The organism is Vibrio sp. YT-19(2023), assembly GCF_033337395.1.
Window position 1 is genome coordinate 1 of the sequence record NZ_JAWOQN010000758.1, and the last position, 601, is coordinate 601.

The 601-nt window shown below is 46.8% G+C and carries 1 protein-coding gene; it reads right to left on the reverse strand.

The genetic code is table 11. The features are described 5' to 3' along the window. Positions 1-544: tRNA lysidine(34) synthetase TilS (gene tilS, locus R7E78_RS28305; protein ID WP_318058903.1), on the reverse strand; the 544-nt coding region annotated here is incomplete at its 3' end. Positions 545-601: the final 57 nt, after the last annotated feature.

Genomic DNA, 601 nt, shown 5'->3' on the forward strand with positions numbered 1-601 from the left:
CCCATTCCAAACCAATGTTCTTCGCCGTCGCTTCTATCTGCTCGCGCTTGATGTTAAGTAGCGGACGAACTAATGTGCCACCAGCAAACGGCATAGTTTCTGCCATCGAAGATAAACCCTTAGGTCCACTTCCACGTTTCAACGCGAGTAAAAAGGTTTCGACTTGGTCGTCGGCATGCTGACCTGTTAGCAATAAGTCGCCACGATTGATATGACGAGCCAGAGCTTCATAGCGCGCTTCACGTGCCAGTAATTCAATGCTCTCACCACTATTGGCATCTAGGTTCACACGCTCTACCGAGCACGAAATACCTGCTTGTTTCGCCCATACTTGACACTTATCGGCCCAAATGTCCGCATTTTCACTCAAACCATGATGAACATAAACCGCGTGGCAAGAGAGGGAGTTTTCTTCTCGATAACGTCGAAGTAACTCAAGTAACAAGCGCGAGTCCACACCACCACTAAACGCGACAACGACCTTCGTTTGAGGTTGATAATAGGTGTTCAATACATGAGAAAACTGCTGGTAAAGCGATTCCATAAGCGATCCGATAGGTACAAAAAAGGGTTAGACATATGTCCAACCCTTTCCATTTTA